29 protein-coding genes are annotated in these 21,506 nt (G+C 65.7%); 13 read left to right on the top strand and 16 right to left on the bottom strand.

All coding sequences use genetic code 11. The features are described from left to right. Positions 1 to 56: 56 nt before the first annotated feature. From pdxS to thrS, 4 genes are all read right to left on the bottom strand, one after another. Entirely contained in the window at positions 57 to 983 is a 927-nt protein-coding gene (pdxS, locus tag D3654_RS13030; RefSeq protein WP_120521924.1) for a pyridoxal 5'-phosphate synthase lyase subunit PdxS, read from the bottom strand. A 198-nt stretch (positions 984 to 1,181) separates the two neighbouring features. Continuing rightward, positions 1,182 to 1,811, bottom strand: a complete 630-nt coding sequence (gene pgsA / locus D3654_RS13035; RefSeq protein ID WP_120521925.1) for a phosphatidylinositol phosphate synthase — start codon at positions 1,809 to 1,811, stop codon at positions 1,182 to 1,184. Continuing rightward, positions 1,801 to 2,376 carry an HIT family protein gene (locus D3654_RS13040; RefSeq protein ID WP_425359416.1) on the bottom strand — a complete coding sequence of 192 codons (576 nt, stop codon included), beginning with the start codon at positions 2,374 to 2,376 and terminating at the stop codon, positions 1,801 to 1,803. The genes pgsA and D3654_RS13040 overlap by 11 nt, the downstream gene beginning before the upstream one ends. A gap of 48 nt (positions 2,377 to 2,424) precedes the next feature. After that, complete coding sequence (thrS, locus tag D3654_RS13045; RefSeq protein ID WP_120521927.1) at positions 2,425 to 4,434, bottom strand: threonine--tRNA ligase; 2,010 nt, start codon at positions 4,432 to 4,434, stop codon at positions 2,425 to 2,427. Positions 4,435 to 4,638: 204 nt separating this feature from the next. Here thrS and D3654_RS13050 point away from each other — a divergent pair, with 204 nt between their 5' ends. Next, on the top strand, positions 4,639 to 5,028 hold the full coding sequence (locus D3654_RS13050; RefSeq protein WP_120521928.1) for a hypothetical protein: 390 nt from the start codon (positions 4,639 to 4,641) through the stop codon (positions 5,026 to 5,028). Positions 5,029 to 5,153: 125 nt separating this feature from the next. Then, entirely contained in the window at positions 5,154 to 5,411 is a 258-nt protein-coding gene (locus tag D3654_RS13055; protein ID WP_115790521.1) for a mycoredoxin, read from the top strand. 6 nt (positions 5,412 to 5,417) lie between these two features. Here the strand turns inward: D3654_RS13055 and D3654_RS13060 are convergent, their stop codons facing one another. The 4 genes from D3654_RS13060 to D3654_RS13075 all read right to left on the bottom strand — a co-directional run bounded on the left by D3654_RS13060 (position 5,418) and on the right by D3654_RS13075 (position 9,982). Then, entirely contained in the window at positions 5,418 to 7,757 is a 2,340-nt protein-coding gene (locus D3654_RS13060; protein WP_120521929.1) for an FdhF/YdeP family oxidoreductase, read from the bottom strand. 117 nt (positions 7,758 to 7,874) lie between these two features. Then, the gene (locus D3654_RS13065) at positions 7,875 to 8,627 is read right to left on the bottom strand and encodes a lipoate--protein ligase family protein (protein WP_120521930.1); all 753 of its coding nucleotides are present in this window, start codon (positions 8,625 to 8,627) and stop codon (positions 7,875 to 7,877) included. Next, on the bottom strand, positions 8,627 to 9,430 hold the full coding sequence (locus tag D3654_RS13070; protein ID WP_120521931.1) for a thioesterase family protein: 804 nt from the start codon (positions 9,428 to 9,430) through the stop codon (positions 8,627 to 8,629). The genes D3654_RS13065 and D3654_RS13070 overlap by 1 nt, the downstream gene beginning before the upstream one ends. Positions 9,431 to 9,478: 48 nt before the next feature. Continuing rightward, complete coding sequence (locus D3654_RS13075) at positions 9,479 to 9,982, bottom strand: DedA family protein (protein WP_120521932.1); 504 nt, start codon at positions 9,980 to 9,982, stop codon at positions 9,479 to 9,481. A gap of 105 nt (positions 9,983 to 10,087) precedes the next feature. Between D3654_RS13075 and D3654_RS13080 the strand changes: the two genes are divergently transcribed. Together D3654_RS13080 and D3654_RS13085 are read left to right on the top strand one after the other, a co-directional pair. After that, the gene (locus tag D3654_RS13080) at positions 10,088 to 10,759 is read left to right on the top strand and encodes a hypothetical protein (protein WP_120521933.1); all 672 of its coding nucleotides are present in this window, start codon (positions 10,088 to 10,090) and stop codon (positions 10,757 to 10,759) included. A 69-nt stretch (positions 10,760 to 10,828) separates the two neighbouring features. Next, positions 10,829 to 11,521: an endonuclease/exonuclease/phosphatase family protein gene (locus D3654_RS13085; RefSeq protein WP_120521952.1), complete on the top strand. Its 693-nt coding sequence runs from the start codon at positions 10,829 to 10,831 to the stop codon at positions 11,519 to 11,521. Positions 11,522 to 11,527: 6 nt separating this feature from the next. Here D3654_RS13085 and D3654_RS13090 read toward each other — a convergent pair whose 3' ends face one another. Next, positions 11,528 to 11,719, bottom strand: a complete 192-nt coding sequence (locus tag D3654_RS13090) for a DUF1918 domain-containing protein (RefSeq protein WP_120521934.1) — start codon at positions 11,717 to 11,719, stop codon at positions 11,528 to 11,530. 177 nt (positions 11,720 to 11,896) lie between these two features. Here D3654_RS13090 and D3654_RS13095 point away from each other — a divergent pair, with 177 nt between their 5' ends. The 4 genes from D3654_RS13095 (at position 11,897) to D3654_RS20505 (ending at position 14,292) form a co-directional block, all read left to right on the top strand. Beyond that, a complete protein-coding gene (locus D3654_RS13095) occupies positions 11,897 to 12,496 on the top strand; it encodes a TetR/AcrR family transcriptional regulator (RefSeq protein ID WP_120521935.1) in 600 nt (199 codons plus the stop codon). Continuing rightward, positions 12,493 to 13,479 carry a DMT family transporter gene (locus D3654_RS13100; RefSeq protein ID WP_205571800.1) on the top strand — a complete coding sequence of 329 codons (987 nt, stop codon included), beginning with the start codon at positions 12,493 to 12,495 and terminating at the stop codon, positions 13,477 to 13,479. Before D3654_RS13095 ends, D3654_RS13100 begins: the two co-directional genes overlap by 4 nt. Before the next feature lie 366 nt (positions 13,480 to 13,845). Continuing rightward, entirely contained in the window at positions 13,846 to 14,043 is a 198-nt protein-coding gene (locus D3654_RS13105) for a CsbD family protein (RefSeq protein ID WP_120521936.1), read from the top strand. Positions 14,044 to 14,127: 84 nt separating this feature from the next. Then, entirely contained in the window at positions 14,128 to 14,292 is a 165-nt protein-coding gene (locus tag D3654_RS20505; RefSeq protein ID WP_136017942.1) for a DUF4175 domain-containing protein, read from the top strand. Here the strand turns inward: D3654_RS20505 and D3654_RS20660 are convergent. After that, complete coding sequence (locus D3654_RS20660; RefSeq protein WP_205571801.1) at positions 14,289 to 14,438, bottom strand: hypothetical protein; 150 nt, start codon at positions 14,436 to 14,438, stop codon at positions 14,289 to 14,291. The genes D3654_RS20505 and D3654_RS20660 overlap by 4 nt on opposite strands. Before the next feature lie 124 nt (positions 14,439 to 14,562). On the opposite strand from D3654_RS20660, the gene D3654_RS13115 reads away from it, so the two are divergent. The 4 genes from D3654_RS13115 to D3654_RS13130 are packed head-to-tail and all read left to right on the top strand — an operon-like array spanning position 14,563 to position 17,075. Continuing rightward, positions 14,563 to 15,096 carry a hypothetical protein gene (locus D3654_RS13115; protein WP_162943732.1) on the top strand — a complete coding sequence of 178 codons (534 nt, stop codon included), beginning with the start codon at positions 14,563 to 14,565 and terminating at the stop codon, positions 15,094 to 15,096. Continuing rightward, positions 15,093 to 16,322: an NRAMP family divalent metal transporter gene (locus tag D3654_RS13120; protein WP_120521939.1), complete on the top strand. Its 1,230-nt coding sequence runs from the start codon at positions 15,093 to 15,095 to the stop codon at positions 16,320 to 16,322. The genes D3654_RS13115 and D3654_RS13120 overlap by 4 nt, the downstream gene beginning before the upstream one ends. After that, positions 16,319 to 16,738: a hypothetical protein gene (locus D3654_RS13125; protein ID WP_120521940.1), complete on the top strand. Its 420-nt coding sequence runs from the start codon at positions 16,319 to 16,321 to the stop codon at positions 16,736 to 16,738. Before D3654_RS13120 ends, D3654_RS13125 begins: the two co-directional genes overlap by 4 nt. Next, positions 16,725 to 17,075 carry a PRC-barrel domain-containing protein gene (locus tag D3654_RS13130; protein ID WP_120521941.1) on the top strand — a complete coding sequence of 117 codons (351 nt, stop codon included), beginning with the start codon at positions 16,725 to 16,727 and terminating at the stop codon, positions 17,073 to 17,075. The genes D3654_RS13125 and D3654_RS13130 overlap by 14 nt, the downstream gene beginning before the upstream one ends. A 33-nt stretch (positions 17,076 to 17,108) precedes the next feature. Here the strand turns inward: D3654_RS13130 and D3654_RS13135 are convergent, their stop codons facing one another. From D3654_RS13135 to D3654_RS13160, 6 genes are all read right to left on the bottom strand, one after another. Beyond that, positions 17,109 to 17,330, bottom strand: coding sequence for a hypothetical protein (locus D3654_RS13135; RefSeq protein WP_120521942.1), 222 nt, complete (start codon positions 17,328 to 17,330; stop codon positions 17,109 to 17,111). Then, entirely contained in the window at positions 17,323 to 17,589 is a 267-nt protein-coding gene (locus tag D3654_RS13140) for a GlsB/YeaQ/YmgE family stress response membrane protein (protein ID WP_120521943.1), read from the bottom strand. The genes D3654_RS13135 and D3654_RS13140 overlap by 8 nt, the downstream gene beginning before the upstream one ends. A 128-nt stretch (positions 17,590 to 17,717) precedes the next feature. Further along, the gene (locus D3654_RS13145; protein ID WP_120521944.1) at positions 17,718 to 17,984 is read right to left on the bottom strand and encodes a DUF7218 family protein; all 267 of its coding nucleotides are present in this window, start codon (positions 17,982 to 17,984) and stop codon (positions 17,718 to 17,720) included. Between the two features lie 67 nt (positions 17,985 to 18,051). Next, positions 18,052 to 18,333: a YegP family protein gene (locus D3654_RS20665; protein ID WP_245413224.1), complete on the bottom strand. Its 282-nt coding sequence runs from the start codon at positions 18,331 to 18,333 to the stop codon at positions 18,052 to 18,054. 116 nt (positions 18,334 to 18,449) lie between these two features. Further along, positions 18,450 to 18,950 carry a helix-turn-helix domain-containing protein gene (locus tag D3654_RS13155; RefSeq protein ID WP_120521945.1) on the bottom strand — a complete coding sequence of 167 codons (501 nt, stop codon included), beginning with the start codon at positions 18,948 to 18,950 and terminating at the stop codon, positions 18,450 to 18,452. A gap of 137 nt (positions 18,951 to 19,087) precedes the next feature. Next, positions 19,088 to 19,804 (bottom strand): FadR/GntR family transcriptional regulator, encoded by a 717-nt coding sequence (locus D3654_RS13160; RefSeq protein WP_120521946.1) that lies wholly within the window; start codon positions 19,802 to 19,804, stop codon positions 19,088 to 19,090. A 359-nt stretch (positions 19,805 to 20,163) separates the two neighbouring features. On the opposite strand from D3654_RS13160, the gene D3654_RS13165 reads away from it, so the two are divergent. Then, positions 20,164 to 21,282 carry a PDDEXK nuclease domain-containing protein gene (locus tag D3654_RS13165; RefSeq protein ID WP_120521947.1) on the top strand — a complete coding sequence of 373 codons (1,119 nt, stop codon included), beginning with the start codon at positions 20,164 to 20,166 and terminating at the stop codon, positions 21,280 to 21,282. Positions 21,283 to 21,506: the final 224 nt, after the last annotated feature.

Raw genomic sequence — 21,506 nt, forward strand, 5'->3', positions numbered from 1 at the left:
GCCGGTCACCTTCGCGGGAAGGTGACCGGCCGCCGTCGTAATTCAGTGCCGCAGGCTTACCAGCCGCGCTCTGCGAGGCGGTGCGGCTGCGGGATCTCGTCGACGTTGATGCCGACCATGGCTTCGCCCAGGCCACGGGAGACCTTGGCGATGACGTCCGGGTCGTCGTAGAAGGTGGTGGCCTTCACGACGGCGGCGGCGCGCTGGGCCGGGTTGCCGGACTTGAAGATACCGGAGCCGACAAACACGCCGTCCGCGCCCAGCTGCATCATCATGGCGGCGTCGGCCGGGGTGGCGATGCCGCCGGCGGTGAAGAGCACCACCGGGAGCTTGCCGGTGGCGGCGACTTCCTTGACCAGTTCGTACGGGGCCTGCAGTTCCTTGGCCGCGACGTACAGCTCGTCCTCGGGCAGGGCCGAGAGCTTGGCGATCTCGGCGCGGATCTGGCGCATGTGGCCCGTGGCGTTGGAGACGTCGCCGGTGCCGGCCTCGCCCTTGGAGCGGATCATGGCCGCGCCTTCGTTGATGCGGCGCAGGGCCTCACCGAGGTTGGTGGCACCGCAGACGAAGGGAACGGTGAAGTTCCACTTGTCGATGTGGTTGACGTAGTCGGCCGGGGTCAGGACCTCGGACTCGTCGATGTAGTCCACACCCAGGGACTGCAGGACCTGGGCTTCGACGAAGTGGCCGATGCGGGCCTTGGCCATCACCGGGATGGACACGGCTTCGATGATCTGATCGATCATGTCCGGATCGGACATGCGGGACACGCCGCCCTGGGCGCGGATGTCAGCGGGAACACGCTCGAGGGCCATGACAGCCACGGCACCGGCATCCTCGGCGATGCGGGCCTGCTCGACGTTGACAACGTCCATGATGACGCCGCCCTTGAGCATCTCAGCCATGCCCCGCTTAACGCGGCTGCTGCCCGTCACGGACGCTGCGGACGAGCCGGCTTCGTTGCTTACATCTGGTGTAGACACAAAAACCCCTATGGGTAGATAGAAGACCTTCTGCCCGGGCACATGCAGACGGGAACCACTCACGCGCGCCGGATTTCCAGGTCGTATTGACCAAGTACTTCCATACTAGTCCCCTGCGGCAGGGCGCTTGCACTTCGTGACCCGGCGCCGGAAAAGCAGGCAACGGCCTGCTGTTCCGGGGCGGCCGGTGGGGTCCGCTCAGGCGGAGGCGCCGCCGTCGACCGCTGCCAGTGACTGGCGGCGGACGGCCGCCATGCGCTGCACAACGGTGACGGCGGTGGCGACGGCGAGGGCCACGAGCGTGACGAACAGGACCACCGGCGGCAGCCCGAGCCCGGTAAGGCCGGTGACCAGGAGGACCGAGATGAGCCGTTCGGCGCGCTCGGCGATGCCCACGTTGGCGTGGAAGCCGAGGGACTCCGCCTTCGCCCGGGCGTAGGAAACCACCATGCCGAGCACCAGGCAGGCAAGGGACGCCAGCGCGATGGGCCGGTCGGCGCCGCCGGTGAAGAACCAGATCGAGACGCCGGCGAAGATCGCGCCGTCGGCGATGCGGTCCAGGGTGGAGTCGAGGAAGTTCCCCCAGCTGCCGCTGCGGCGCAACTGGCGGGCCATGATGCCGTCCACGACGTCGGACAGCGCGAAGACTGCGATCAGCAGGGAGCCCCACCAGAGCTCACCGATCGGATAGAGCGCCAGGGCGCCCAGCACGACGCCGGCGGTACCGACGATTGTCACGGTGTCCGGGGAGACACCGCGGCTGAGGAGGAAGCGGGCTATGGGCGCGAAGAGCGCGGTGAAGAAACCGCGGGCGTGCCTATTGAGCATCCGTCTCCCCCGGCCAGGCGTCGGCCACCTGCTGCCTGACTTCGTCGAGCGTCTGGGTGATGGCCTTGGTCTGGGCGATGATCGGGAAGAAGTTGCCGTCCCCGCCCCAGCGCGGAACCACGTGCTGGTGCAGGTGGGCCGCGATTCCGGCACCGCCCGTAACCCCTTGGTTCATTCCCAGGTTGAAGCCGCTGGGGTTGGCCACTTTCCGCAGGACCCGCATCGCGGTCTGCGTCAGTTCAGACATCTCGGCGGTTTCCTCGGCCGTGATGTCCGTGTAGTCGGGCACATGGCGGTAGGGGCAGACCAACAGGTGTCCGGGGTTGTACGGGAAGAGGTTGAGCACCACGAAGCAGGTCCTGCCCCGGTACACGATCAGCGACTCTTCGTCGCTGCGGGACGGCGCCACGCAGAAGGGGCAGTCGTCCTGGTTCTTGAACTGCTGCTGGCCGCCCTTGATGTAGGCCATGCGGTGCGGAGTCCACAGGCGCTGGAAGGCGTCGGGAACGCCTGCCAGGCCGAAGTCATCGGTAACTTCGGCATCGCCGGGGTATTCAAGGCTCACGCCTGTGTCCTCCTGCACTGTTCTCCTGACGTGGACGCTGGCTGCCCGTCAGCTCTCGCGGTTCTTGACGGCGTCGACGATCCGGCGGACGGCTTCGGCGACCGGCACGCCGTTGTCCTGGCTGCCGTCACGGAAACGGAACGACACGGCCCCGGCTTCGGCATCCTCGCCGCCAGCGATCAGGACGAAGGGGATCTTGTCCTTGCTGGCGGTGCGGATCTTCTTCGGGAAGCGGTCCGAGGAAATGTCCACTTCGGCACGGATGCCGGCGGCCTTGAGCTGGTCCACGACGTCGAACATGTAGTCGTTGAACGCCTCGGCGACCGGAATGCCGACAACCTGGACCGGCGCGAGCCAGGCCGGGAAGGCACCCGCGTAGTGCTCGGTGAGCACGCCCATGAAGCGCTCCACCGAACCGAAAAGGGCGCGGTGGATCATGACGGGGCGCTGGCGGGTGCCGTCGGCGGCCTGGTACTCGAGTTCGAAGCGCTCGGGCAGGTTGAAGTCCAGCTGGATGGTGGACATCTGCCAGGTCCGGCCCAGCGCGTCCTTCGCCTGCACGGAGATCTTCGGGCCGTAGAACGCCGCTCCGCCCGGATCCGGGACCAGTTCCAGCCCGGAGGCCTCGGCCACCTCGGCCAGGGTGCGCGTCGCCTCTTCCCAGATGGCGTCGTCACCGACGAACTTGTCCTCATTCTTGGTGGACAGCTCCAGGTAGAAGTCGTCCAGCCCGTAGTCCTTCAGGAGCCCCAGGACGAAGTTCAGGGTGGAGGTGAGCTCGTCCTTCATCTGCTCTTTGGTGCAGTAGATGTGGGCGTCGTCCTGTGTCATGCCACGGACACGGGTCAGGCCGTGCACCACGCCGGACTTCTCGTAGCGGTAGACGGAACCGAACTCGAAGAGCCGCAGCGGCAGTTCACGGTAGGACCGTCCGCGCGAGCGGAAGATGAGGTTGTGCATGGGGCAGTTCATCGGCTTCAGGTAGTAGTCCTGGCCGGGCTTGCGCACGGTGCCGTCCTCGTTGAGCTCGGCGTCGATGTGCATCGCGGGGAACATGCCGTCGCGGTACCAGTCGAGGTGTCCGGAAACCTCGTAGAGGTGGCCCTTGGTGATGTGCGGGGTGTAGACGAACTCGTACCCGGCGTCCACGTGGCGCTGGCGGGAGTAGTCCTCCATGGCCTTGCGGATGATGCCGCCCTTGGGGTGGAACACGGGCAGGCCGGAGCCCAGTTCGTCCGGGAAGGAGAACAGGTCCAGTTCGGCGCCGAGCTTGCGGTGGTCGCGGCGCTCGGCCTCGGCGATGCGCTCCTGGTAGGCCTTGAGGGCGTCCTTGGTGGGCCAGGCGGTACCGTAGATGCGCTGCAGCTGCTGGTTGTTCTGGTTGCCCAGCCAGTAGGCCGCCGAGGAGCGGGTGAGCGCGAAGGCATTCGAGATCAGCTTGGTGTTGGGCAGGTGCGGGCCGCGGCAGAGATCGCACCACACGGTGTCGCCGCTCTTGCGGTCCACGTTGTCGTAGATGGTGATGTCTCCGGCACCGACCTCGACGTTGACGCCCTCGCCGGCGTCGGAGGCGTCATTCTTCTTGCCGAGCAGTTCGAGCTTGTAGGGCTCGTTCCTCATCGCTTCGCGGGCTTCGTCTTCGTCGACCACGCGGCGCACGAACTTCTGGTTCTGGTTGATGATCTTCTGCATCATCTTTTCGAGGGTGCGCAGGTCCTCCGGGGTGAAGGGCTCGGCAACGTCGAAGTCGAAGTAGAAACCGTCGGTGATGTACGGGCCGATGCCGAGCTTCGCATCGGGGCGCAGCTGCTGCACGGCCTGTGCCATGACGTGGGCGGTGGAGTGCCGGAGGACGTTGAGCCCGTCCGGGGAGTCGATGGTGACGCCTTCGATGTCTGCGCCTTCGGGCAGCACCTGGTCCAGGTCCTTGAGTTCGCCGTTCACCCGGGCGACGACCACCTCGCGCCGCTCGAAGAAGAGTTCCGCCCCGGTAGTCCCCTCCGTCACCTTGGTCTCTTCGCCATCGACGATGAGGGTGATCTGCTGGGCATCTGACACGGGGGTCTCCTATTCATTGTTGAGGCTTCATAGCTTGTGGCGTACGGGGACCACAGCCAGCCACCGTCCATCGTATCGGTTCGGCCGAGGGCCTCCAAAGCTGCCGCGCGGGCCCTGGCCGAAGGTCCGGACGGGCTGCCGGAAACCGGATCCGGAACGCTTTTAGGGGTGGACGGCGGGGAGGCCGGGGAGCAGGATTGTGGCATGAGTACCCACGACGCATTCCTGAAGCAGGCAAGCATCACGGCAACCGAGGCCACGCTGGTGGCCCGTTTTGAGATAGACGGCAGTATTCCCGGCTCGGGCGCCTATGTAGTGGGCCTCATGGCCGCCAGCCCGGATTACTCCTCGCAACGCAGGCTCGGCGTCGAATTCATGAACGGCGAAGCGATCGCGTTCTTCGCCTTCAACCACGACCAGGGCACCGAGGAAAACTACGACCTCAAGGACGTTGCGCACACCAGCAACACCATCACTGCCAACTTCCCCCTTTCGGCCATCAACGGCCTGGGCGAAGGCCACGTGATGACCGCGTTCAGCGAAGCGGACGGCCGGGAGTTCCAGTCCGGCGTTCCCGTCACCGAAAGCCTCTGAACCGCCGGACCTGCTGCGCCGGGCGTCATGTGACGTCCGGCGCCTTCCGTTGCGCAGGGGAATAGCCTGTCCCGGGGTACCGTTGTTCCGACTGGTTCATAACAAAACGGCGACAGGAGCACTCTGTGGACTTCACCCCCGATTCCGGCACCATCACCATGTTTTCCACCACGTGGTGCGGCTACTGCAAGCGGCTGAAGAAGCAGCTGGACGTCCAAGGCATCGGCTACACCGAAATCAACATCGAAGAAGTCGACGGCACTGCCGAAATCGTGGAGCAGATCAACGGCGGCAACCGCACCGTCCCCACGGTCCTGTTCCCGGACGGCTCCGCTGCCACCAACCCGTCCGCTGCCGAGATCGTCGAGCGCCTCGCAGCCTAGGCAGTCCTAAGCGGGTCCTGCCGTCCCGGCGCGTTCTTGTTCGGGCACTGCCGGGGCGGCGGCCGGCTCCAGCCGGATGATCACCGACTTCGACGCCGGGGTGTTGCTTCCCTCGGCCGTCGAGTCCAGCGGCACCAGGACATTCGCCTCAGGGTAGTACGCAGTCGCGCATCCGCGCGCGCTGGGGTAGGCAATCAGGCGCAGCTGCCGCAAGACCCGGTCGACGCCGTCGGCCGCTTCGCTGTGGACGTCCACGTAGCCTCCGTCGGCGAGTCCAAGATCCGCGAGGTCCTGCGGATGGACGAACAGCACCAGCCTTCCCTTCTTCACGCCCCTGTACCTGTCGTTCATGCTGTACGTGGTGGTGTTGAACTGGTCATGGGAACGGACGGTCTGCAAAAGCAGGCGCCCGGCCGGTAGGTGGATGGTCTCGAGTTCGTTCACCGTGAACATGGCTTTGCCGCTCGCAGTGGGGAAGGTCCGGGAGTCCCGCGGCCCGTGCGGCAGGACGAAGCCGTCCTGGGCCCGCGTCCGGGCGTTGAAGTTTTCGAAGCCCGGTACGACATGCGAAATGTGGTCCCGGATACGGTCGTAGTTCGCTGTGAGGCCCTCCCAGTCCACGGGGACCTTGCTGCCGAGGACGGCCCGCGCCAGCCCGCACACGATCGCCACTTCGGACCTGGCGTTGGCCGGGACAGGCTCCAGGTTCCCTTCCGAACGGTGCACCGCACATACCGTGTCCTCCACGGTGACGAACTGCGCCCCCGAGGCCTGCCTGTCGATCTCGGTGCGGCCCAGGGTTGGCAGGATCAGGGCCTGCGCACCGGTCACGGCATGTGAGCGGTTGAGCTTGGTGGAGATCTGCACGGTGAGCCGGGTCCTGCGCACCGCGGCTTCGGCGGATTCGGTGTCGGAGATGGCGTGTACCAGGTTGCCGCCGAGCGCGATGAGGACCTTAATGCCGCCGTCCCGCATGCCCCTGATGCTGTCCACCGCGTCGACGCCGTCCGTGCGGGGCGGCTCGAAGGCGAACTCGCGCTGCAGCGCATCCAGGAACCAGGGCGGCATCTTCTCCCAGATGCCCATCGTCCGGTCGCCCTGGACGTTGCTGTGTCCCCGGATGGGCGACGGCCCCGCGCCTGCCTTGCCGATGTTTCCGCGCAGGAGCAGCAGGTTGATGATCTCCTTGATCGTGGCCACGGCCTTGCGGTGCTGGGTCAGCCCCATGGCCCAGGTGACGATGACGCGACGGGCGTTCAGGTACCGCTGGGCGAGTTCGTCGATCTCGGCGGGGTTGAGGCCGGTCGCCGCCAGCACTTCCCGCTCATCGAGGTTGTCCAGGTGCGCCCTGAATGCGTCCAGCCCCTGGCAATGCTTCCCGATGAAATCGTGGTCGAGGACAGTTCCGGGGGCGGCCTTTTCGGCGTCGAAGACCTTCTTGGAAAGCGCCTGCAGCAGGGCCATGTCGCCCGCGAGCCGGATCTGCAGGAACTGGTCGGCGAGGTCGGTCCCGCGGCCCACCAGCCCGCGCACGGTCTGCGGGTTCCTGAAGTTGATCAGCCCGGCCTCCGGGAGCGGATTGACGGCCACAATCGCAGCGCCGGCCTGTTTTGCCTCCTCCAAGGCAGTAAGCATCCGGGGGTGGCAGGTTCCCGGGTTCTGTCCCATGACGATGATCAGCTCGGATTTGGCGAAGTCGGTGTAGCTGACCGCGGATTTGCCGACCCCGATGGTCTCCGTCATCGCCAGGCCGGACGATTCATGGCACATGTTGGAGCAGTCCGGCAGGTTGTTGGTGCCGAAGGAGCGGGCGAAGAGCTGGTAGACGAAGGCGGCTTCGTTGCTGGTGCGGCCGCTCGTGTAGAAGGCTGCTTCGTTGGGGTAATCCAGGCCATTCAGTTCGCGGGCGATGATCCGGAACGCCTCGTCCCACGTGACGGGGCGGTAGTGGTCGGAGCCTTCCGGCTTGTAGACGGGCTCCGTCAACCGGCCCTGCTGTCCGAGCCAGTACTCCGTGCGGGAGGCGAGGGATCCGACGTCGTTCAACGCCCAGAAGGCCGTGGGGACGGTGAGCATACCGGCCTCCCAGCCGACGGCTTTGGCGCCGTTTTCGCAGAATTCGGCTGCCTTCCGGTGCGCCGGATCCGGCCAGGCGCAGCCCATGCAGTCATAGCCGTCCTTCTGGTTGACGGCCCGCAGCGCCTTCCAGGCGCGGCCGACGCCCATTTCGCCCGCGGCACGGTGCACCGTCTCGGCGATGCTGTGTAGCCCTGCTGCCGAACGCTCCGGAGCGGCAACAGCGAGCAGCGCGTCAGAATCCTGGACTTCCGGTGCTTTCCGTTCCACCGGTGCACCACCTCCCTCGCCGGGAAGAACAAGGGAATCGCTCGTTCCGCACCAAGCCTAGACCCGGTACCGGCGTGCGACAACGGTCCGGGCCGGGCCCCGTGGCCGGGTGCCGCGTCAGCCCAGCAGCGTCCGGAAGTGGCCGTCGCGCAGTTCCGCGTGCTCCGCGTAGACCTTGATGATGGCGTCCTCGATGGCGGGGACATCCACCCCGGGCAGGAGGTCGTCCGCGGCGCCCGCGGTGGCCGGATCCCAGTCGAGGCCGAGCGCCTCATAGCTCGCCGTCAGGACCTCCCGGATCGGCGCGGAGTCCTGGACCACCACCACGGAGCTGAACAGCCACGCGCCGGAAACCACGCGCTGCGCGGTGCCGACCAGCTTGACCCGGTGCGCCGGAAACTCCGGGTCGACGCCGTGCACGCTGAACTCGCCGGGGCAGTACTCCCCGGGGATTTCGCCGACGGCGGCATGGACCCCTACGCTGCGCAGCGCAGCTGCGAGCATCTCCCCGAAGTACCCGAACCGCGCCTTCGCGCCGGCGATCGCGTCATGGTGCGGCTCCACGTGGTCCACCACGAGGGTGCCCCGGTGGTAGGCCGCGGCCCGGCCGCCGGCCTTGCGCACCAGCGGCTCGAAGCCAAGCTTCCGGCAAGCCTGCGCGGCGGCATCGAAACCGGGCAGTTTGGCGTCCCGCTGCCCGAAGGCGACTGTCGGTTCCGGGCGGTACAGACGGAGGGTCGGCTCCAGCTCCCCGCGTCGGGCGCGGTTCAGCAGCTCAATGCCGAAATCGAGGTCCTCGGCCGCGCCGAGGGATTCGCCCTGCCGCATCACGGTCAGTGTTCCGGCCTGGCCGGTTGCCGGGGCGGCCATCAGCTGCGCCTCAGGGTGAGGATCTGTTCGGCCCTGCCGAAGGGTCCGTCGAGGTCATGGAGCACGGTGGACGTCAATCCGATCCCGTCCGCGCCGAAGGACACTTTGTTGTCCAGTCCGAGCCAGTCCCCCACGGGTTCCCGGTACATGTGGATCTGCAGGTCGAGGTTCGGGAACAGGTAGCTGTTCTTGCCGGGCGAGACACGTGCGGCGATCCCGTTGGCGGTGTCCACGAGGCCGATGAGGCGGGCGAAGTCGCGGCTGTCCCCGGCGTCGGTGAGGGGCACATCGGTGTGGATCCAGACCTTGCCGGATCCTGCGCGGTGGCCTTCGGCGATGCGCATTTCCAGGGAGCGGATGTAGCCGCCCGGCCACACGCTGGCACCGTCCCACGGTTTGCACTCGTCGGGCGGGGGCATGGTTTCGTCTTCGATGGCAGCCACGGCGCTGGTGTCGCTGGTGGCCATCCGCCAGGCGGTGGCGCGGATGGCGGTCCGGCCCGCCGCGGTGAGTTCGGCCTGGATCAGTTCGATGGTCCGGCCGGGGCGCAGCGTGGTGCTGGCGATCGAGAATTCCCCGCCGGGAATCAGGCCCAGGATCTCGTAGCTGATCCGGGCGATCCGCATGTCGTCGCGGGGTTCGTGGCGCAGGAGGGCTTCGGCGAGGATTCCCGAGGCCGGTGCCATGTGTTGTTCGTGGGGGTTCCAGGCCCCTTGGACGTGAATCGTTGAACGGTAACGGCCGCCGCCGAGGGTCTCGTAGTAGTAGTTGCCTTCCGCCAGTTCAGGAAGCTCAGTGCTCACGCATGCCCTTTCAGCGCCCGGTTGCCGGATCCTCGTCGTTGCTGGAACTCAGACCACTGTATCCCCTGCGGCGGGGGCATCCGGCGCCAGTGCTGCACGGCGCCGCCGTCGCACAATGACGACCAGTACGACGCCGGACGCGAGGGCCAGGAGGAGCAGCCCGGTGAGGGGCGAGAAGGCCGCGAGGGCCAGCCAAGCGTCGATCGCCGCGAAACCGATCGTCGCATAGAGAAGCGCCCACGCCGCGGAGCCCACGACGGCGGCCGGAAGGTAACGGCGCAGGGGCATCACCGCGGCGCCCGCGGCGAAGTTGATGGCCGTCTGGACGCCTACCGTGAGGAAGGACAGGACGACGGCGAACGGTCCCCAGCGCCGGATCAGCCCCTGCGCTTTGGCGGCCTTGGAGGTGTGGAAGCGGGCTGCGAAACGGCTCCGTTCGACACCGGCCGCAGCGCCCCGGCCGAGCCAGTAGGTGACGTTGACGCGGACCATCACGATGCCGAACAGGATGGCCAGGGCCGCACCGAAAGGCAGCTTCAGAATCTCGTCCATCTCCGGCCTCCCAGCCACTCAAGCGCACCTATCCGCGCCCCTGGATTCCCGTTGACCGCGCCATGGGCCAGGCCTACCCTGAGGTGTCAGGACAAAGGAGTCACCATGAAACGCCTCGCTGCCTTGCTGGCAGCTCTTGCTTTGCTTCCTCTGACTGCTCCCCCGGCCGGGGCCCAGCCCAACATCTACCACACCATCTATTCCAGCCACGGTTCGGCGAACGTGGACCAGACAAACGGCTGCGAGCGGGTGGAAATCTTTCTCTCCTCCAGTGTCTCAGCTTTTGCGAGCCAGCCGGGACCGGTCAACAAGCAGGGCCTCACCGGCGTCTTCCTGCGCGTCTCGGACGCCTGCGCCGGCCTTGCGGCGGCCGCGGCACCCGGCGGTTCCGTGCTGTTCCAGGCGGACGGCCAGAGCTTGGCGCCCCTGAGTACCGACCCGCGGCTGGAGTCGGCGGCCATCGCCGCCGAACTGCCCGGAACCGACGGCGCCGGCAACCCGGTGACCATCCGCCTCAACGCCTCGTGGACCGGCGTCGGGCCCTTGGAACACAGCACGGTAAACAGCCACGACCACTTCCCGGACGTCGGCAACGTCAGCGCGACCGATAACAACCTCCGCAGGGCCGCCGTGGCGACGCTGCACGTTGAGGCAGGACCCTATTCGGTCTCCGGAACGGATCCGAATGCGGTGCTGGAACGTGTGAAATCGCGCTGCGTGGAGGTGGCCCGGCCGGGAGTGGAAGAATTTTTCCCCTGCTTCGGATTCCCGGGTTAAGCCGCGGAAAGCTGCTAACTTGGGCGAAGGGACAATTCGCTATTGCCAGTCCAAGGAGGTTCTCTTCTGATCCGGGTAATCAGCTACAACCTCCGCAAGCACAGGGCAAGCAATGAGCTGAACCAGCTTGCCCGCGAGTTCGATCTGGATGCGCTGTGCCTGCAGGAATGCGACGCCGCCGAGCTTCCGGCGGTGCTGGGTCCGCTGCGTTTGGCCGACTCCACCAAGGGAAACCGCCTCGGCTTGGCCATCTACTACCGCGACGAACGCTTCACCCCGCTGGAGAGCAGGTCCTTCGCTCTGCAGAAGTCCATTCACGACCGCGTCCTCGCGCCCGCGCATGAAAGGCTCCTCGGCACCAGGATGACCGACCACAGTACCGGGCATGAATTGGTGGTCGGTTCCTTCCACGCGGCCCCGCTGACGGCGTCGAACTCGTTGCGTCGCAAGCAGATCCACGCCGCCCATTCAGAACTGATGGCCATGGGCGACAGCCTCATGACGCTGATGGTCGGCGACTTCAACTACCCGTTCTTCACGGACAAGCTGCATGCGCACGTCAAGAACTCCGGCTACTCGGTGACCCTGAGCGACCGCAAGACCTACCTGAGGTACAAGGTCTTCCGCGGGCACTTCGACTTCGCCACGTCCCTTGGACTGGACATCAGCAAGGTCGAGACCCTCCCGCAGGGCAGGTCTGATCACCTGCCGATCATGGTCACCGCAGAGTACGGGCGTGAACCGGCGGTCCTGGCCGGCTAGCGACGGTCAACTGCCTGTTTTGCGCTCGACGGCGAAATCGCCGCCGGGATAGAGAATCGTTTCGTGCCCGTCGTCGAAGCGGACGAAATAGGGCGGAGCCCCGTTCTCACCTTTCACTTCGAGGATCTCTCCGTGACGATCGGTCGATCCTACGGTCCTGCCCCGGATGATGATCCGGTCTCCCTGGGATGCCTCCACAGCAACCACCTCCGTACATCAGCGTAGGAGCCTGCGGGCGCCGAGGGAATGGCATGGGGCCTACGGAAAACCGCTGGTCTGGCACCCGGAGCTCCGGCAGCAGGGTCCGGCGTTGGGCTGGCACTCACCCTCGGTCAGTAGGTAGACTGGTCTACCTACTGACCGAAAGGGCCGGGCATGCCAGGAACCACGAATCTTCCAACGGGAGCACAGCCCCGCAAGCGGGCGCGCGATGCCCTCCTGCAAGCTGCCGCCCGGCTTTTCTACGCTGACGGCCTCGCAGGAACCGGCATCGACGCCATCACTGCGGAAGCCGGCGTGGCCAAGAAGAGCCTCTACAACAACTTCGCCTCGAAGGCCGACCTGGTCGGCGCCTACCTCGAAGCCCGCCACGAAGAATGGCTGGGGCTCTACCGCGCACGGCTCGACGCCGCGGCCGATCCCAAGGAACGGCTCCTGGCGGTCTTCGATGCGTACGCCGACCACGCGGACATGGCCTACGAACATGGGTTCCGCGGCTGCGGACTCCTCAACGCCGCAGCCGAACTGCCCGCGGGCGACCCAGGCCGGGCAGCCGTCCGGCGCCATAAGGAACAGGTCGAAGCCCTGCTTTCAGAGCACCTCGCCGAGCTCCTCCCGGACGCCGGACGAGTCGCCCCAATGGCGCGCCACCTGGCGTTCCTGCTGGAAGGGGCGATGGCCCGCGCGGGACTTGAGGGCAGCGACAATTGCATCCAGGAGGCCCGTCGGCTCGCCGCCGATATGGTCAGCGCATGACGGCGGCCACGCAAATTGCGGGCCGGGGGTGGGGAGTCCTTGCCATCCTGCTTGCGTCCGTCCTGTGGGGCACCACCGGAACCGCAGCCAGCTTTGCCCCCGGCGTTGGTTCCTTCGCGATCGGAGCGGCCGCCATGGGCATCGGCGGCCTGCTTCAAGCGGCAATCGCCGCCCGGCCCATCCTCGCCTTCCGTTCCGCACTGGCCGGCAGCTGGCCCGTCATCGCCGTCGGAGCCATTGCCGTCGCGGTCTACCCCCTCGCCTTCTACTCCTCGATGCGGCTGGCCGGAGTGGCGATCGGAACCGTCGTTTCGCTGGGCTCCGCTCCCCTCGCGTCCGCCGTCATCGAACGCGTCATGGACAAGCGTCCCTTCACCACGCGCTGGGCCCTCGGCGCCGCGCTCGGCCTGTGCGGCGCCCTGTTCTTGTGCCTCGCCGGCCCCGCTCATTCCGCATCCGGCCCGGAAGTCTCCGGCTGGGCTACGAGCCTCGGTATCGGAGTCGGGCTGATCGCGGGCCTCAGCTACGCCGTCTACTCCTGGGCGGCCCACCGCCTCATTGGCAGGGGGATCCCGTCGACGGCGGCCATGGGTTCGGTCTTCGGCGTGGGAGGCCTGCTGTTGCTGCCCGTTCTTGCCGTCACCGGCGCGCCCTTCCTGTCTTCATGGCAGAACCTGGCTGTCGGCGCCTACATGGCGGCAGTGCCGATGTTCGCCGGTTATGTCCTGTTCGGCTGGGGCCTTGCCCGGGTCGGCGCCGGCACCGCCACGACGCTGACCTTGTCCGAAATCGTGGTGGCGGCCGTCCTGGCCGTGCTGGTGGTGGGCGAGCAGCTTTCCGCAGTGGCGTGGACCGGGGCCGCGCTCATTACCGGCAGTCTCTTCATCCTGACGGTTCCTTCTCCCCGCAGGCGCCGGCGCCGCCCGGACGATCCCGCGACCGACGGCGGAAAGCAGCTCCCGGAGCCTGCAGCCCGCGGCTGAGCTGCTGCTGCGCTCAAGGCGACTGCCGCCGTCGGGGCGTTTCACCGTTCGGCATCCCGGCGTACCCTGAACCTATCCTGCGGTTCGGAGAGAACATATGCCTTCACGTCCATCGCACAAAACCCGAAATCACAAGCGCAACTGGCTGCCCGCCGCCGTCGCGGGCGCGGTCCTCCTGCTCGCGGCCATAGCCTGGCGCAGCGTCAGGATGCCGGAGCCGCGGCCCCGCCGGGACTCCTGACGGCACCCTTGCCGCGGTGCGGCCCGAAACATCGGCAGCCTTTCGCTTAATTACTAAGCATGCTTATAATCATTCTTGGGTGCAGGAAGCACCGATTGCTGAAAGAGACCATAGGAGAGAACCCCATGGGACTGGATGACAAGATCAGGAACGCCGCTGAAGAGGCAGCCGGCAAGGTCAAGGAGAAGACCGGCCAGGCCACGGACAACGAACAGCTCGAGGCTGAAGGCAAGTCCGATCAGGTGAAGGCAAACGTGAAGCAGGCTGGGGAAAAGGTCAAGGACGCGGCGAAGGACGCCACGGACTCGCTCAAGCGGGACTGACGTCCGGCCAGGACCGCAAGCTGCAGCATCCGCTTCACCGGGAACGCAAGCAGCCGTTCCCCCAGACGAAAGGAAGCACCCGTCATGAACACTCTGTTGGTGATCGCGGGCGTCATCGCGATCGTTTTGTTGCTCGTTGGAGGGATCAACCAGGCCCTCAGTTTCCTCCTTTGGGTCGGCCTGATCTTGCTGGTCCTAGCCGTGCTCGGCTGGATCCTCGGCCGCTCCAGGGGCAGCCGGGTACCCTAAGGGGCAGCCGTGCGCGCGTTCCGCGGCATCCTCGGGATCGTGGTCATTTTGTGGCTGGTCTCGGGGATCGTCGCGGCAGCCCAGCGGGGATACTTCAGGGAACCGCCGGAACGCTGCTCCCAGGCGGCGACCATTGCATTGGTCATAGTGACCGGCCCCTTGAACTACCTCGGATTGAATCCCAAGGCGGGGTGTGAATTGCCGCAGCCCTCGCCCTGACCGGCATGACGTGACCGGCATGATCCGTTCCCGGGAAGCTGAGGAACGTCCTTGAACCGCTCCACTGAACCCGAGACGGCTCTGCCCGAAGCGGCTTTGCCCGCACCAACGCCAGGACGGCCCGGCGGACGAATTGTGTCCGCCGCCGTCCTGCTCTTCGTCTTGAGCCAAGGCCTCATCGCCTGCTCGGCGCCCTTCGAGCAGGTGGCGGCCGGCGCCGTCAACCAGGCTTCATCCGCCGTCGGCACCAGCGTCCTTTCACTCGACCTCCTTGCACGGGAGCAGGCCGGAACCCCGGCAGTCGGGACCAGCCTTGAAGACATGGCAGGTGAACTCGAGGATGCCCGGAAAGGGCTCCTGGACAAGGTGCCTGCCACGGCCGAGGAGCGCGGCCTGCACCGCGAGGTGATCAATGCACTGGTGCGCGCGGAGACTGCCTTGGCCCTGGCCCGCCAGGCCTTGGAGTCGAAGGACTCCCCCGCCGGTGACGCGCACACACCCGCCTTGCGGGACGCACGCAACGCGCTGGCAGCTTCGGCGAAGGAACTCGAGGGGCTGCGCCAACGGCTGGGGACCGGACGGTGAAGCGCCTCCTTGGGGTTGCCCTCGGGATCCTGACGGCGATCGGCGGATTCGTCGACATCGGCGACCTGGTGACGAACGCCGTCGTCGGCTCCCGTTTCGGAATGTCGCTGATCTGGGTGGTGGGCGTGGGCGTGATTGGGATTTGCCTGTACGCGGACATGTCCGGCCGGGTGGCCGCCGTCTCCGGAAGGGCAACGTTCGAAGTCATCCGCGAGCGGCTGGGGCCGCGCGCCGGCCTGGCCAATCTTGGCGCTTCCTTCTTCATCAACCTGATGACCGTGACGGCCGAGATCGGCGGCATCGCCCTCGCCCTGCAACTGGTTACGAGCGTCCACCACCTGCTGTGGATTCCGCTGGCGGCGTTCGCGGTGTGGCTCGTGATCTGGCGGGTCCGCTTCAAGATCATGGAAAACGTGGCCGGACTGCTCGGCCTCTGCCTGGTGGTGTTCGGCGTCGCATTGTTCCTGCTGAATCCGGACTGGGGACAGCTGGCCGGCCAGGCGCTGGCCCCTGCGGTCCCGCAGACGGAAAACGCGGCCGTGTACTGGTTCTATGCCATCGCCCTGTTCGGTGCGGCAATGACGCCCTATGAGGTGTTCTTCTTCTCTTCAGGAGCCGTTGAGGAAGGTTGGAAAACCAAGGACCTCGTCCAGTCACGGATCAACGTGTTGGCCGGCTTCCCGCTTGGCGGAATGCTCTCCGTGGCGATCGCGGGGTGCGCCGCCGTCGTCCTGCTGCCGGCGGGCATCGAGGTGACCTCACTGTCACAGATCGTCCTTCCGGTGGCCGAAGCAGGCGGAAAACTGGCTTTGGCATTCGCGCTCGTGGGCATCCTGGCCGCGACTTTCGGCGCCGCACTGGAAACGACACTCTCCAGCGGCTACACGCTCGCCCAGTTCTTCGGCTGGTCGTGGGGAAAGTTCCGCAGCCCGGTGCGTGCTGCTCGCTTCCACCTCTCGATGATCGTCTGCCTCCTCGTGGCGCTGGCTGTACTCGCCACGGGCGCGGATCCGATCCTGATCACGGAGTACTCTGTGGTCTTCTCCGCCGTCGCACTCCCCCTGACCTACCTGCCGATCCTGATCGTCGCCAATGACCCGCAATACATGGGCACGAACGTCAACAGCCGCACGATCAACGTTGCCGCAAACATCTACCTGTTGATCATCCTCGCGGCGTCTCTCTGCGCAATCCCCCTTATGATCATCACCGGAGCCGGAGCATGAACAGGCCACAGCACACCCCCGCACGGCTGGAGCCCGCGCCGCCCACCTCGGGCAGGGTCCTCGATGCCCAGCTCCACCTGCTGGACCGGCAGGTGATCGACGTCGACGGCCTGCCTGTCACGACCGTCGACGACCTCGAACTGGAGGGAGTCGAAGCGGACATCCCGATTGCAGCGGGCGCCGCGGCGCCGGTCATTTCGGCACTCCTGAGCGGGCCGGTACTCGGCACGCGGATCTTCGGCGGGAGGCCGCCGTCGAGCCGGCTGATCCGGCTGACGTGGAAGGACGTGTCCGCCGTCGATGTCACCATCAGGCTGGGCGTGCGCAGCGAAAGCCTCGCCGAAAGCTGGGTGGAACGGTGGATCCGGGACAAGATCATCACACGGATACCGGGAGGAAAGCATGATCCTCACTGATGTCCTCGGCTCACGCGTGTATGGCCCCGATGCCACCTATCTGGGGCGCGTGGCCGACGCGCGTTTTGTCCTCGACCAGCCGCCTCCCGGGCAGCTGCTCGCAGGGGCACGCCTGCAGGGCCTGATCGTCAGCCCGCACTCGGCGGGGTCGTTCATGGGTTACGAGCGCAACAATGTCAACCGGCCCTGGCCCTGGGCACAGCTCCTGAAGTGGTGGCACCGGGGATCGTTCCTTGTGCTCTGGGCTGACATCAAAGTGATGGGGCCGGAGACGGTCACGTTGCGGGAAGGGTTCAGCGCGCACGATCCCGGACTGGAAGGAGCCGGCACGGCCTAGCCGCGCCGGCTCCTTGTGCCGCAATGGGACGGGTTATTCGTCCGGCGGCCGGACCGCGATATCGGGGTCGTTGCCCGCCGGTTCGTTCTCCCGGGCGCTCCCCCCGTCGGCCGGGTACTCACCTGCGGTGTAGTCGTCCTCGCCGGGCCGGGGCTCTCCTTCTTCGGCGACGGCACCGCCCGCTCCGTAGTCGCCTTCGGTGTAGCGGCCCCGCTCTTCGTCTTCCGGCGGCAGGTGCCGCCGGTCTTCAGACATGGCTTCGCCGCCCGGTGATCAGCCCGTAGACCAGCAGTACGAGCACGGAGCCGCCGATCGCGAGCAGCCACGTCCGCCAGGAGAAGAATTCCTCGAGGCCGCCGCCGAAGAAGAGTCCGCCAAGCCAGCCACCCAGCAAGGCGCCGAGCACGCCAAGCAAGAGCGTGATGATCAGACCGCCCCGCTGCCTTCCGGGGATGAGCAATTTAGCGATGGCTCCGGCAATGAGGCCGAGCAGGAGGAACCCGAAGAATCCCATGATGTTCTCGCTTCCTGTGGGTTTTGCCGTGCAGCTTGTTGCTGCCCGACGGCGGTCCGCGGCTTTCGCGGGCCTGTTCAGTTGTCTCGGTGGTTTCCTTGCGTCAGTGGTTGCGTTGCTTTGCAGCGTTAGTGGTTGCGGAGAGCGTCGATCAGCTCGGATTTGGTCTTGGAAGAATAGCCCTTCAGGCCAAGTTCCTTGGCGCGGGCCTTGAGTTCCGGGACAGTGCGCTCGTCGTAGTCCTTCGCGTTGGCGCCCCTGCTCCCGACCTTCCCGCGCCCTTCCTTTGCTGCGGCGTTGGAAATGCGGGCGGCCTTTTCCTTCGAGGCGCCTTCGTCGCGGAGTTCCTCGTAGAGTTCAGGATCCTTCAGGCTGGGGTTCTTCTTTCCTGGCATGGTCTCGCCTCCTTCGTAGTAGATGCGGTGCCTGCGTGGCCGAAACGGCCTCCGGAGTGGCGGCGGGCTAGTGGCCGTCGTTGCTCCACACGCCATGTGCCGCCCTGCCATGGTCCGGAACCAGACGGAGCCCGTGGGAGTGCCGGATCGGGGCCACGTTGTCATGCCCGTGACTGCGATCGCGGATCAGCCCCGTACCGGCGAGTTCCCTGGTCCGCCAGATCCCTTTGACCGCGGCCTGCTTGCTGGGGAACGTAATAGACATCGCCAGCAATTCGCCGTCGCCGCCCACCAACGCGACCCTAAAACCGCCGTCGGGCGCGTCGACCAGTTCGAAATAGCCTGCCATCTTGTCCGCCTCCTGTTTCATCGATGTTCACCAATGCATGAAAAAGGACACTAATAAGTCTACTTAGCATCTCCCTTTGGGGACACCCCTGGATGCCGCTCCCACACCCGCGAAGGCTAAATGACGACCTGGACGGTGAAGCCGGCCGCTGCGGTGCGCCGCATCCTTGCGGCGGTCGCGACGGCGGCCGGGATGTCCTCGAAGGAGCGGGAGTGGACCAGCATGCCGGGGATTTCGTCGACGGTCACCGCGATCTTTCCGTCAGCGGCTTCCTTGATGCGCGCGGTGAGGTTCGCCCTGCGGTCGTTCCGGAGGTCTTGGGCGGATCCTGGCCGGCGGAGCGAGTAGAACGGGGTCGCCCGGCGTCGTGCACCTTTGGGCCGGTCGCACTGGATGATTTCCTCGTCTTCGAGAATCGCCAGGTGCACGATAAGGGTGGCCCGGCAGACATCCACCTCCGTGAGGATGTCCGAGAGCCTGCTTGCACCGTGCCGGGCAAGATAGCTAATGATCTGGGCGTGGAGCTTGGTGTGCCTGGTCTTGGTTATCGGGGCGGAGCCGGAAGGCGATTCCGGCATGGCCGTTTGGGCCGGCTCCTGGATGGCTGTCTGGGTCATGGGTTGTCGCTCTCCTTGGTATCTCCTGCACACGGCACGTCGTTGTGCCTGCGCGGTTTCGGACATGACAGATCGACCCGGAACCGCCGTGGTTTCAGCAGATCCGGGCATGTAAAGCGGGTGCTCTTGTGCCTGGGTTAAATCTCCTGGGAGTCCTTGGCCGTAACTGTTTCGAGGGCGAACTCGACGCCCTGCAGGTGCAGCATCATGGCCAGGGTTGCCTCGTCCGACGAACCGCGCTCGATCGCGGCAAAAATCGCGTGGTGCTCGGCCCCGGATTCCTTCCTACGGTCGAGAACCTGGTTCAGGGTGTTGGACTGCTTGGACATCGCGTCTTCAATGTCGGCCTGCATGGTGGCGAACACGCCGTTCCCGCTGGCCCGGGCGATCCGGGCATGGAACTCGGAATTGAGCGCCACCCACTGGGAAAGCTCTTCCTCCGCGTCCATGGCGTCAAGGATTTCCCGAAGTCCTTCAAGGTCCTCGGGGCTCCTGCGCTGTGCGGCCAGGCCTGCCGCGGGAATCTCAATGTGGGGCCGCGCCTCCATTAGCTGGTGCGCAGAGTACTTGCCCAGCCTCAGATCCTGCACCGCCTGGTCGGCGATAACGAAGGTCCCCTTGCCGGTCTGGGTTGCCGTCAAGCCGAGGGACCCCAGCGACCGCAGTGCTTCCCGGACCATCGTCCGGGATACGCCGAACCGCTGCGCCAGCATCGCCTCGGATTCCAGCTTGGTTCCCACGGGAATCGTCCCGCTTTCGATCGCCGAACGCAGGGCAGCCATAACGCCCTCTGCGGCCCCAACCCGCACAACAGGCCCCTGACCAACTGTCCAGCTGTCCAACAGGTTGTCCATGCCTCGACCCTGTCATGCAGCACACACCGCGGTCAAGAAATGTCCGGAGAATGTCACCGTCCGGTTTCTTTAAGACCACCAGGCGTTCGTTGCGTCAAGGTGGCCACTTCGTTCAAACGCGCCAGGCCGCAGTGTGCATGGCGGCCATCCCCGAGCCCGTCCTTCTCGAAAGTAGGTTCATCATCGGCGACGCTTCCGGACAGGCCAGCTTCTTGCCCCGCTTCGAAAACATCTGGCATTCAAGGCGATTCCCGTCTAAATGTCCGACCGCCTCGGTAGCTTGAAGGCAAGCAAACCGATCGTGGAAAGGTCCAGCCATGACGACGCCGAGTAGGCAGAATCCGGCAGATTCGAAGAAGATGGGCATCGGCCCCGGAACGCGCAAGCACGCCGCTGAGGCGTCGTTTCCCGGGACTCCAGGGAAGAGCACAATGCCGGAGTGGTATCCGGAGCTGCTTTCGTCAGTTTCCGGGCACGTCGCGGCTGGCCGCCGTCGGTCCATTGCCGCCGTCAACCAGCAGGTCATCCAGACCTACTGGGCCATTGGCAGGGACATCCTCGAACGTCAAGAGTCCGAAGGATGGGGCTCCAAAGTCATTGACCGCTTGTCTACTGACCTGCGCCGGCAGTTTCCTGAAGCGAAGGGATTTTCCCCGCGCAGCCTGAAGTACATGAGGGCCTTCGCGGCCGCCTGGACCCTGGACGAAATTGTGCAGCAGCCTGCTGCACAATTGCCGTGGGGCCATCAGATGGTCCTCCTCGACAAGGCCGGCAACACCGAAGCCCGTCTCTGGTACGCGGCCGCCGCCGTCGAACATGGCTGGTCCCGGAATGTCCTGGTCCATCACATCGAGACCAGACGCATGGAGCGCTCCGGGAAAGCGGTCACCAACTTCGAGGCAACCCTCCCGCCGGAGGACACGGACTTGGCACAGCAGTCTTTCAAGGACCCCTATGTCTTTGACTTTGTTGCCATGACGGACCGGCGCAATGAACGCGAGCTCGAAAACCAACTCGTGGACCACATCCAAAAGTTCCTGCTGGAACTTGGCCAGGGCTTTGCTTTCGTCGGCCGGCAAGTGCGCCTGGTCATCGACGAAGACGAGTTTTTCACGGACTTGCTCTTCTACCACTTGAAACTCCGCGCCTATGTGGTCATCGAGCTTAAAGCGACGAAATTCGACCCAAGCTACCTCGGACAGCTCGGCATGTACATGGCCGCAGTGGACGACCTACTGGCGCACAAGGACGACAAACCCACCATCGGCCTGCTGCTGTGCAAATCCAAAAACGACCTCGTGGCTGAGTATGCCCTTCGGACCACACAAATGCCCATCGGCGTCTCCGAGTGGAAAACCGAAATTGTGGAATCATTGCCCGAAGAATTTGCAACAACCTTGCCCAGCATCGAAGAGCTCGAGGCCGAACTCTCGCAGGACATCAGCAACACAACGGTTACTCAGGGGGACTCACCGTAACAGGCACTCTTGCAGGACAACCAGGCCCGGTCCGAGATCGCCGCCCGGTTCCCACGAAGCCGTCACCAAGAAGCACCGTTCACTTCCCGGCGGTGCCCAATCTTTACGGGAGGACGCCATCTTCCATTGGGTAGAGAATCCGATAATCCCCTGCCTGTTAGATGTACAGATAGTCTGATGCGCTCAGCTCCGCGGCAAGAAAAACGGCGGCCGGCCGGCCCAAG

Origin of the sequence: Arthrobacter celericrescens (assembly GCF_003614925.1) — a bacterium.
Lineage (GTDB): Bacteria > Actinomycetota > Actinomycetes > Actinomycetales > Micrococcaceae > Arthrobacter > Arthrobacter celericrescens.

Coding starts and splice junctions, on each gene's coding strand:
- D3654_RS13095 (WP_120521935.1), top strand. CDS start 11,897: ATGCCAGGAACCACGAATCTTCCAACGGGAGCACAGCCCCGCAAGCGG.
- D3654_RS13135 (WP_120521942.1), bottom strand. CDS start 17,330: ATGTCTGAAGACCGGCGGCACCTGCCGCCGGAAGACGAAGAGCGGGGC.
- D3654_RS13065 (WP_120521930.1), bottom strand. CDS start 8,627: ATGGCCGCCCCGGCAACCGGCCAGGCCGGAACACTGACCGTGATGCGG.
- D3654_RS20505 (WP_136017942.1), top strand. CDS start 14,128: ATGAACACTCTGTTGGTGATCGCGGGCGTCATCGCGATCGTTTTGTTG.
- D3654_RS13050 (WP_120521928.1), top strand. CDS start 4,639: ATGAGTACCCACGACGCATTCCTGAAGCAGGCAAGCATCACGGCAACC.
- D3654_RS13145 (WP_120521944.1), bottom strand. CDS start 17,984: ATGCCAGGAAAGAAGAACCCCAGCCTGAAGGATCCTGAACTCTACGAG.
- D3654_RS13130 (WP_120521941.1), top strand. CDS start 16,725: ATGATCCTCACTGATGTCCTCGGCTCACGCGTGTATGGCCCCGATGCC.
- D3654_RS13100 (WP_205571800.1), top strand. CDS start 12,493: ATGACGGCGGCCACGCAAATTGCGGGCCGGGGGTGGGGAGTCCTTGCC.
- D3654_RS13140 (WP_120521943.1), bottom strand. CDS start 17,589: ATGGGATTCTTCGGGTTCCTCCTGCTCGGCCTCATTGCCGGAGCCATC.
- D3654_RS13125 (WP_120521940.1), top strand. CDS start 16,319: ATGAACAGGCCACAGCACACCCCCGCACGGCTGGAGCCCGCGCCGCCC.
- D3654_RS13105 (WP_120521936.1), top strand. CDS start 13,846: ATGGGACTGGATGACAAGATCAGGAACGCCGCTGAAGAGGCAGCCGGC.
- D3654_RS13080 (WP_120521933.1), top strand. CDS start 10,088: ATGAAACGCCTCGCTGCCTTGCTGGCAGCTCTTGCTTTGCTTCCTCTG.
- D3654_RS20665 (WP_245413224.1), bottom strand. CDS start 18,333: ATGGCAGGCTATTTCGAACTGGTCGACGCGCCCGACGGCGGTTTTAGG.
- D3654_RS13155 (WP_120521945.1), bottom strand. CDS start 18,950: ATGACCCAGACAGCCATCCAGGAGCCGGCCCAAACGGCCATGCCGGAA.
- pgsA (WP_120521925.1), bottom strand. CDS start 1,811: ATGCTCAATAGGCACGCCCGCGGTTTCTTCACCGCGCTCTTCGCGCCC.
- D3654_RS13165 (WP_120521947.1), top strand. CDS start 20,164: ATGGGCATCGGCCCCGGAACGCGCAAGCACGCCGCTGAGGCGTCGTTT.
- D3654_RS20660 (WP_205571801.1), bottom strand. CDS start 14,438: ATGACCAATGCAATGGTCGCCGCCTGGGAGCAGCGTTCCGGCGGTTCC.
- D3654_RS13160 (WP_120521946.1), bottom strand. CDS start 19,804: ATGGACAACCTGTTGGACAGCTGGACAGTTGGTCAGGGGCCTGTTGTG.
- D3654_RS13075 (WP_120521932.1), bottom strand. CDS start 9,982: ATGGACGAGATTCTGAAGCTGCCTTTCGGTGCGGCCCTGGCCATCCTG.